The 8,780-nt window shown below is 68.9% G+C and carries 9 protein-coding genes; 1 reads left to right on the top strand and 8 read right to left on the bottom strand.

Annotated elements, in window-relative coordinates:
* Positions 1-51 precede the first annotated feature (51 nt).
* The 6 genes from VKG64_07205 to VKG64_07180 form a co-directional block, all read right to left on the bottom strand.
* The gene (locus tag VKG64_07205) at positions 52-975 is read right to left on the bottom strand and encodes a branched-chain amino acid ABC transporter permease (protein HKB24828.1); all 924 of its coding nucleotides are present in this window, start codon (positions 973-975) and stop codon (positions 52-54) included.
* Positions 976-1,036: 61 nt separating this feature from the next.
* Positions 1,037-2,212 carry an ABC transporter substrate-binding protein gene (locus VKG64_07200; protein ID HKB24827.1) on the bottom strand — a complete coding sequence of 392 codons (1,176 nt, stop codon included), beginning with the start codon at positions 2,210-2,212 and terminating at the stop codon, positions 1,037-1,039.
* Positions 2,213-2,366: 154 nt separating this feature from the next.
* Positions 2,367-3,428, bottom strand: coding sequence for a Phenylacetic acid catabolic protein (locus VKG64_07195; protein ID HKB24826.1), 1,062 nt, complete (start codon positions 3,426-3,428; stop codon positions 2,367-2,369).
* A gap of 11 nt (positions 3,429-3,439) precedes the next feature.
* On the bottom strand, positions 3,440-3,817 hold the full coding sequence (locus VKG64_07190; protein HKB24825.1) for an acyl-CoA thioesterase: 378 nt from the start codon (positions 3,815-3,817) through the stop codon (positions 3,440-3,442).
* Positions 3,818-3,930: 113 nt separating this feature from the next.
* Positions 3,931-5,112 (bottom strand): adenylate/guanylate cyclase domain-containing protein, encoded by a 1,182-nt coding sequence (locus VKG64_07185; GenBank protein ID HKB24824.1) that lies wholly within the window; start codon positions 5,110-5,112, stop codon positions 3,931-3,933.
* 99 nt (positions 5,113-5,211) lie between these two features.
* Positions 5,212-6,033 carry a hypothetical protein gene (locus VKG64_07180; GenBank protein HKB24823.1) on the bottom strand — a complete coding sequence of 274 codons (822 nt, stop codon included), beginning with the start codon at positions 6,031-6,033 and terminating at the stop codon, positions 5,212-5,214.
* A gap of 23 nt (positions 6,034-6,056) precedes the next feature.
* Between VKG64_07180 and VKG64_07175 the strand changes: the two genes are divergently transcribed.
* Positions 6,057-6,419: a cupin domain-containing protein gene (locus tag VKG64_07175; GenBank protein ID HKB24822.1), complete on the top strand. Its 363-nt coding sequence runs from the start codon at positions 6,057-6,059 to the stop codon at positions 6,417-6,419.
* Positions 6,420-6,424: 5 nt separating this feature from the next.
* Here VKG64_07175 and VKG64_07170 read toward each other — a convergent pair whose 3' ends face one another.
* Together VKG64_07170 and VKG64_07165 are read right to left on the bottom strand one after the other, a co-directional pair.
* Positions 6,425-7,564: an acyl-CoA dehydrogenase family protein gene (locus tag VKG64_07170; GenBank protein HKB24821.1), complete on the bottom strand. Its 1,140-nt coding sequence runs from the start codon at positions 7,562-7,564 to the stop codon at positions 6,425-6,427.
* Between the two features lie 2 nt (positions 7,565-7,566).
* Entirely contained in the window at positions 7,567-8,760 is a 1,194-nt protein-coding gene (locus VKG64_07165; protein HKB24820.1) for an acyl-CoA dehydrogenase family protein, read from the bottom strand.
* Positions 8,761-8,780: the final 20 nt, after the last annotated feature.

The raw sequence follows: 8,780 nt of genomic DNA, 5'->3' as shown, positions 1-8,780 counted from the left end.
GGGCGAGCACGCCCGCCGCCAGCACGATCGACCGTCGCGACACGGCCATCGTCAGCGGCCTCGCGTCGGAAACAGTCCCTGGGGGCGGAAGAAGAGGACCGCCGCCATCATGAGGTAGATCAGCATGGACGCGAGCGCCGGCCCCGCCTTGTCGGCGGCGGCGGGCGAGACGATCGTGCTGAGCGTCGGACGCAGGAACGCCCGCCCGAGCGTGTCCACCATCCCGACCACGAGGGCGCCCGCGACCGCACCGCGGATCGAGCCGATGCCGCCGATGACGATGACGACGAAAACCTGGATCAGGATCTGCTCGCCCATCCCGGGCTGGACGGCGTAGAGCGGCGCGGCCATGAGCCCCGCGAGGCCCGCGAGGGCGGCGCCCAGCCCGAAGACCAGCGTGTAGAGCGCCCGGATGTTCACGCCGAGCGCCGCGACCATCGTGCGGTTCGATGCGCCCGCGCGGATCAGCATCCCCAGCCGCGTGCGGGTCACCAGCACGTAGAGGAAGAGCGCCGCCGCCGCGCCCACCAGGATGACGAGGGCCCGGTAGGTCGGGTATCGGAGCCCGGGCAGGAGCACGAAGTGGCCGGCGAGCGAGGGCGGCAGGCTCGTGTAGATGGCGGCGCGGCCCCAGAGGATCGCCACGAGCTCGTTGAAGAAGAGGATGAGCCCGAAGGTCGCCAACACCTGATCGAGGTGGTCGCGCTCGTAGAGCGTCCGCAGCGCGACGAGCTCCACCACGACGCCGATCAGCAGCGTGGCCGGGAGCGCCAGCAGCGCCCCCAGCACGAACGAGCCGGTCGCGCGTGCGAGGGCCGTGGCCAGGTACGCGCCCAGCATGAAGAGGGAGCCGTGGGCGAGGTTGACGAGGTTCATGATCCCGAAGACGAGGGTCAGCCCCGCCGCCAGCAGGAACAGCATCACGCCGAACTGCAGGCCGTTCAGGCACTGCTCGAGCACCAGCAGCGGGCTCATCGTGCACGAAAAAGGGGGCGCGACGGTGTCGCGCCCCCGGGGGCCCTCGAGCGCGCGGCGCCTACCACTTCATCCCGCAGTCCTGGTAGTAGGCGTCCTTGTGGTTGTCGAAGACCGTCCTCTGGATCTGCATCGCGTACTGGCCGTCGGCCGTCTTCACGGTCCGGAGGAGGTAGAAGTTTTCGATCGGAAAGTGGTTCACGTTGTACTTGTACGGGCCGCGCGTGGATTTGTAGTCGGCCTTCCGCATCGCGGCGATCATCCCCGCCTTGTTCGAGAGGTCTCCCTTGACCGCGCGGACGGCGGAGTCGATCAGCATGATGCCGTCGTAGCTCTGCGCGCCGTAGAACGCGGGCGTGTAGCCGTACTTCTTGCGGAAGTCGGCCACGTACTTCTTGTTCGCCTCGTTGCCGAGGTCGGGGCTCCAGTAGCGCGTCTCCCAGTTGCCGAGCGCCGCCTCTTGCACCGCCGGCAGCGTGACCTCGTCCACCGTGTAGACGGAGTAGAGCGGGATCTGCTCGCGGAGCCCCGCCTGGGCATACTGCTTCACGAACTGGATCCCCATGGCGCCGGGGTAGAACACGAACACGGCCTTCGGATTGGCGGCGCGGATCTGGCTGAGCTCCGCCTGGTAGTCGGGCTGGTTGACCTGCGTGTACACCTCGGCGACGATGCGGCCCTTGAAATACCGCTTGAAGCCGCTGAGCATGTCCTTCCCCGCGGCGTAGTTGGGGGCCATGATGTACACGTCGGTGAGACCCTGGTCCTGCATGTACTTCCCCATCGCCTCGGGCGTCTGATCGTTCTGCCACGACGTGGTGAAGAAGTACTCCGAGCAGTCCTTGCCGGCCAGCTGGTGGGGTCCGGCGTTGGTGCCGATCATGAAGACGCGCTCGCGCGTGACGACGGGCGCGACCGCCAGCATGACGTTCGACCAGATGATGCCGCTGACGAAGTGCACCTTGTGCTTCTTCAGCATCTCGTCGGCGACCTGCTTGCCCACGTCGGCCTTCTGCTGGTCGTCGCCGTAGATCAGCTCGACGTCGAGACCGCCGATCTTGCGGCCGAGGTGATCGAGCGCCAGCTCGACCGAGTCCTTCATGTGCTTGCCGATGATGCCCGCGGGGCCGGAGAGCGAGGTGATGAAGCCGATCTTCACGGTCTCGGCCGCCGGCGCCTGGCCCACTGCCAGGACGGCGAGGAGACCCGCGACGAGCACGCGGTTCCTTGTACGCACGGTGACCTCCGACTGGGAGTTCGGGTCTCGAGTGTCCGCCGCGACGCCCGCGACGGGCGTCCCAGGCGGCGGGAGTTTAGCAGACCCGTTCGGGCGAGTCCAGGATCGCCGGGCGCCGGTAGTGTCCTCGTAACGACGATACCCGGGCGCCGGCTCAGAGGAAGCGGCGGTTCTTCCGCTCGTCGGGCGGCTCGAGGCCGAGCGTGCCGAGCTTCCGGTCCACGTACGCCTTGTAGGTCCGGCGGATCTCCGCGTTGCCGACGCTCTTGAGGCCCCAGTGGATGAACTTCGGCGCGTTCGGCGAGTCCGAGCGGCCGAACATGTCGAGCGCCGCCGGGTACCACTTGTCGAGGAGCCGCCGCACGAGCGCCTTGCCCCGCGGCTCCGCGCAGATCTCGGTGAGGAAGCGGAGGCCCATCTCCGAGTGGCCCAGCTCGTCGCGCTCGACGGTGGCCGACATCATCGCGAGCGGCACGTAGGAGGACTCGCGCCAGTCGCGCGCGTGGAAGGCGCCGTTCAGGTCCACGAAGAAGTGGAAGAACGCGTCGTCCGCCCAGGTCTCGCGCGGCAGGTGGAAGGCGTAGTGCGCGTAAGGTACGTCGAGCAGCGCGAAGTCGGGGTCGAGGCCGACGGCGAGCCGGTGGAACATGATCGCGTGCTTCAGCTCCTCGGCGAGGTACTCGGCCTTGAGAAGCCGCGCCTCGCGCGTCGGGAAGATCGCCTCCGCGAGGTCGAGGCACGTCGCCATGAAGCCGAGGAACGATTTGTTGCCGGCGCGCTCGCCCTCGTGGCGGAGCATCTTGAGGAGCAGGCCCTTGTACTCCTCCGGCAGCACGTCGCCCTCGTCGAACTCGTAGCGCGGCCGGCTCACCTCGCACTGGAGCCGCGGGAGCGGATCGCCCTGCGCGTACGCCTGACGCCAGAGCGGCCAGGGCGTGGCGCCGCTCTCGCCCGTGGTGGCGCCGGCGGGCTCGGCGCTCGGCACGGGCCCGCTGTGACGGCACGCGCAGCCGAGCTGGCCGGACGCGTAGAGGTCGGCCTGGCTCTCTACGAGGGCCGCGGCCATGCCGGGCAGGAGCCGGTCGCCCACGTTGCCGACCATCCGGCCGCACGCGGCGCAGAGAAGCCGGTAGTACGTGCCGTAGGTGGCGGGCTGGTCGAGCCGGACGCCGACGCGCGCGTAGGCGGCGCGGATCTCTTCGACGATGTCGCTCACGCCTGTCTCCTTCACACGCCTCGGAGGCGCTGCGCCACGTCCTCGGGGATGGGCCACGCGCGGACCTCGAACCCGCTCGCGCACAGGGTACCGCGGACCGAGATCTCGTGCTCCATCCGGAAGGTCTTCTCGCGCACCCAGGCGACGCGCGAGCGGATCGTCAGCACGTCGCCGTAGCGCACCGGGCTCGCGAACTTCGAGCCCGACTCGACGATCGGCACGCCGACGATCCCGTAGCGCGGGAACGCCTCGGGCCACGCGAGGCCGAGGGCGGCGAAGAGCGCCTCGCAGCCGAGGTCGTACCACTCGAAGAAGCGGGGGTAGAACGCGATCCCGGCGGGGTCCACGTCGCCCCAGTGCACCTGCACCGTCGTCGTGTGCTCGGTCATCGGCCGGGCACGGTCCCGCCCGCGGGGAACCGGTTCGCCTTCCAGGGGAACGCTCGAGCCCACACATTCCATGGTGACACGAGTTTAGCGGGACCGGAGTTGGAGCCTAGCTCCTACCTGGCTGCTGCTGCTCGACGACGGGGCCGCGGCCTTGGGAAGCTCCCGCGCAGTCCCTTCGCCTGGACCTGGAAGAGCGTCTCGGCAACCGGAAGGCCGAGCAAGCGATGTCGGCCGAGACTGCGGAAGCGGATGCCGAGCGGCGCGGACTCCCCGACCGCTGCCCTGGTCTCGCCGGAAACGACGATCTGCCCTCCGTGGGCCGCCGAGCAGACGCGAGCCGTGGTGTGGACGGCCAGACCGATGTACCCGACATCGGTCAGTGTCGGGCGGCCGCTATGGATCCCGACGCGAACCCGGACTTCGAGATCGTCGGGCCAGGCCCGCTTGCCGAGCGCTCGCTGGATGGCCGCTGCCGCCTCGATGGCGGCGGCGGGCCGCTCGAAGACGGCGAAGAATTCGTCGGCGCGGGCGTCGATCTCGCGGCCGCTCACTCTCGACACTGCGACTCGTAGAATACCCCTGACGTCGTTCAGCAGGTCGCCATAGCGGTCGCCCAAGCGACGGAGAAGGGCAGTGGAAGCCTCGATATCGGTCATCAGGAGGGTGACGAACCCGGTGGGGAGCGCCGCGGCATCGGTTGAGGTTGCCTGAATCTGGCCGTGCGCACGCTCCTTCTCGACGACGAATCGCACGGCGGCGAGCACGGTCTCTACAAGACCTGGGTCGTCGAGGACCGTCGGATCGTGCACGATGGCCGTCGTCGGCCGACTCTGGCGCTCGAGATAGGTCACGCCGCGCTGGTCTCCTTCGGCAGGGAGCGGGACGGGTTTGCCCGTGCCGTCCAGGTACGCCCCGGAAGCATCGGACCAGTGCAGGACGGCGAGGGTCGGATCCCGGAGGACGCTTCGCAGGCGTTGCTCGAGCTCGCCGGGTGCTCCGTGCCGACCCAACTCGATCACGAGGCGACCGGCCGTCGCATCTCTCCGCTCCGTTCGCAGCTGGCTGGTGATGAAACCGACGGGCATGATGCGGTACTTCTTCGCTGCGTTCAGCAGCCGTTTGCGGGCGCGCTCCCGGGCGGCATCGTCCTCGAATGCGACCTGGTTGAACCGGGCCAGCGCGTTCCGCACGTGCGCCTCGTCGTGGATCGGCAGCCGCCGCCGGCCGCGAGAGTCGACGTAGGCGAAGGCGCTGGCCCGGAGGCGGGCCCGCTTGCTGGCGTCAAGTCGAGACATGCGTCAACGATAACCCGCTTCCGAGCGTAGGCAACATAACGTCCGTATAGTGTTTTCACCTGGCCAGAATATCCCAGCGCCCACACGATCCCGCCGGAATCAGCGTGAGGGAAAGCGGTTTTGCTTCCAGTCGAAGCGGTCCCACAGCGCATCGATCCGATCGGCGATGCCGTGGAACTTGTGCCGCCGGTCCTCGTGGGCGGCCCAGAGCTCCTCGAGCGAGCGGAACTGCGCGAGGTAGGCCAGGCCGTACTCGGCGGGCTCGGCCATCTTCATCTCGCCGGAGAGGAAGCGGCGGTAGCCTTCGCCCGGGTGGATCCAGAAGCCCTCCGACGTCTCCTCGGTGAAGAGCCGCGGCGCCTGGTCGTCGGGCACTTGGCAGAGGAAGAAGCGCGCCGTGAAGCGGATCGGGCTCGAGCGCGGCGTGATGAAGTGCGAGAGATAGCGAAAGCCAGCGAGGTCGCAGTACCACCCTTCACGCGCGAGAACCTCCGCGAACGGGGTCTTGCCGACCACGAGCGCCGCGCGGCAGCGCTCGATCGCCTCGACGACGCGCGGCGCGCGCGCGTCGAGCCGGCGACCTCGCGCGTCGCACGCGAGCAGCACGCCGCTCTCCTCGAGGAGCTCGCGTACCGCGGTGACCCAGAAGGCGAGCGCGGGCGCCCCCGCGTGGCCGGGGAGCAGCGCCTCCGCCTCCGGCGCCGCGACGCCGCGGCAGCGCGCGAGGACCTCGGGCACGGCGTCGCCCGGATCGACCTTGCCGCCGGGGAAGGCGTAGTAGCCGCCGAGGAACTTCATCCCGCGGTTGCGGCGGATCATGTACGCCTCGAGCGGCTCCGGCGCGCCGGCGGCGGCCTCGCGCACGAGCACGACCGATGCGGCGGGCTTGGGCTCGACGGGAGGGCGGGGCGCGTCGCTCATCGCTCCTGCGGTATCATCCCACCATGAACGTCGTCAACCTCGCCGACAAGTTCCGGCGCTTCACCGAGCCGTGGTCGCCGAAGATCGTCGGCGAAGTGAACGATCTGCACGTCAAGGTGGTCAAGCTCAAGGGCGAGTTCGTCTGGCACCACCACGAGACCGAGGACGAGCTCTTCCTGGTGGTCGCCGGACGGCTCCGGATGCAGCTCCGCGACGGCAACCGCGACGTCGGCCCCGGCGAGTTCATCGTCGTGCCGCGCGGCGTCGAGCACTGCCCGCTCGCGCTGACCGACGAGGTCCACGTCGTCCTCCTCGAGCCGAAGTCCACGCTGAACACCGGCAACGTGACGAACGAGCGGACGGTCCGCGCCCCCGAAGCGATCTAGCAGCGCTACAAATTGATGAGCTGGGCGACCCGCTCGCGGTGGTAGGTCGCGTCGCCGAAGGTGAACTCGGACGCCTTCGCGCGCTTGAAGTAGAGGTGCAGGTCGTGCTCCCAGGTGAAGCCGATGCCGCCGTGGAGCTGGATGCCGGTCGCCGACACCTTGCGGTAGGCGTCGGAGGCGTACGCCTTCGCCATCGAGATCGCCAGCGCGGTCTCGGGCGAGTTCTCGTCCGCCGCCCACGCGGCGTAGTACGTGAGCGACTTCGCGTTCTCGACGTCCACGAGCATGTCGGCGGCCTTGTGCTTCACGCCCTGGTAGGTGCCGATCGGCTTGCCGAACGCGACGCGGATCTTCGCGTACTCCGTCGTCATGTCGAGGACCCTCTGCGCGCCGCCGCACATCTCGGCGCAGAGCGCGACGGTCGCCCGCTGGAGCACGCGCGCCAGAGTGGGCCATGCCCCGCCCTTCGTGCCGAGGAGCGCGCCCGCCGGCACGGCGGCGTCCTTCAGCGTCACCTCGCAGAGCTTCCGCGTCTGGTCCATCGTCGGCAGGAGCTTGACCTCGACGCCCTTGGTGCCCTTCGGCACGAGGAAGAGGCTCACGCCGTCCTCCGGCGACTTTCCCTCGGCCGTGCGCGCGACGACGACGCTGACGTCTGCCAGGTGGGCGTCGGGGACGAAGAGCTTCGTGCCGTTGAGGACGAACCCGCCCTTGCCCTCCTTGGCGGTCACCGTGACGCCCGCGGCGTCCCAGCGCGCGTTCGGCTCCGTGAGCGCGAGCGTGGCCTTCGCCTGGCCCGCGGCGATCTTCGGCAGCCACTCCTTCTTCTGCTCGGGCGATCCGGCCTCGAGGATAGCGAGGCCGCCCAGGAGCACCGTGGAGAAGAACGGCCCGGGCATCACGCAGCGCCCCATCTCCTCCATGAGCACGGTGAGGTCCACGAAGCCGAGGCCGCTGCCGCCGTACTCCTCCGGGTAGATCAGGCCGAGCCATCCTTGCTCGGCCAGCTTCATCCAGAAGTCGTCGGTGACGCCCGCCGGCTCCTCCATCCGTGCGCGCACGAACGTCGAGGTGCACTCGTTCTCGAGGAACTTCCGCGCGGTCGAGCGGAGCAGGTCCTGTTCCTGGCTGAATCCGAAATCCATGACTAGTCCTTCGGCAGGCCGAGGACGCGCTCGGCGATGATGTTCTTCTGGATCTCCGTCGTGCCGCCCTCGATCGAGTTGGCGCGCGAGCGGAGGAACGAGTGCTGCCAGACGCCGCCCTCGACCGCCCACTCCGAGCCCTTCCAGAGCTGCGCGTACGGCCCCTCGATCTCCATCGCGAGCTCCTGCAGCCGCTGGTGCGTCTCCACCCAGACCATCTTGCCCGCGGACGCCTCGGGGCCCGGCATTTCGCCGCGGAGCAGCTTCGTGATCGCGCGGGCGCCGGTCACGCGCAGGCACTCCGTGTCGATCCAGAGCTGCGCGAGCTTCTGACGCATGGCGGGCTCCCTCGTGACCGCGCGCCCGCTAGTCTTCTCCATCCGGCGCGCCAGCTCGATCAGGCTCTCGAGCGCGATTCGGAGCCGAGTCTGCAGCGCGAAGCCGAGGGTGAGGCGCTCGTACATCAGGGTCGTGATGCCGACCTGCCAGCCGTTGTTGACCCCGCCGAGCACCTGCGACTCGTGGACGCGCACGTTGTCGAAGAAGACCTCGTTGAACTCGTCCTCGCCGGTGATCTGCTTGAGCGGCTTCACCGTCACGCCGGGCAGCTTCATGTCGAGCAGGAAGTAGGTGATCCCCTTGTGCTTCGGCGCGGCGAGGTCGGTCCGCGCGAGGAGCATCATCCACTCGGACACGTGGGCGAACGACGTCCACACCTTCTGGCCGTTGATCACCCAGTGCTCGCCGTCCTTCACCGCACGCGTCTGGAGCGACGCGAGGTCCGAGCCCGCGTTGGGCTCGGAGTAGCCCTGACACCAGATCTCCTCGCAGGAGAGGATCTTCGCGGGGTAGCGCTTCTTCTGCTCCTCGGTGCCGTAGGCGATGATCGTCGGGCCGGCCATGCCGACCCCGAGGACGTTCAGGATGGGCGGCGCCTTCGCGAGCGCCATCTCCTGCGCGAGGATCAGCTCCTCCATGAAGGTGAGCCCGCGCCCGCCGTACTCCTTCGGCCACGTGAGCCCGATGTAGCCGGCCTCGTGGAGCGTGCGCTGCCACTTCTTGAGGATCTGATACGCCTCCACGCGCGGAATCTCGGAGCTCCCCTGGTGCTTCCACTCGCGCGGGATGTTCGCCTTGAGCCAGGCCCGCAGCGTCTGGCGGAAGGTTTCCTGCTCGGGAGTCAGCGAGAAGTCCATTGCCCCTCCTGAAGATGGGT

It is taken from the genome of Candidatus Methylomirabilota bacterium (assembly GCA_035260325.1).
In the GTDB taxonomy this organism is placed as follows: domain Bacteria; phylum Methylomirabilota; class Methylomirabilia; order Rokubacteriales; family CSP1-6; genus AR19.
The sequence above is the reverse complement of the archived record's forward strand: the minus strand, read 5'-3'. Positions and strand labels throughout refer to the sequence as shown.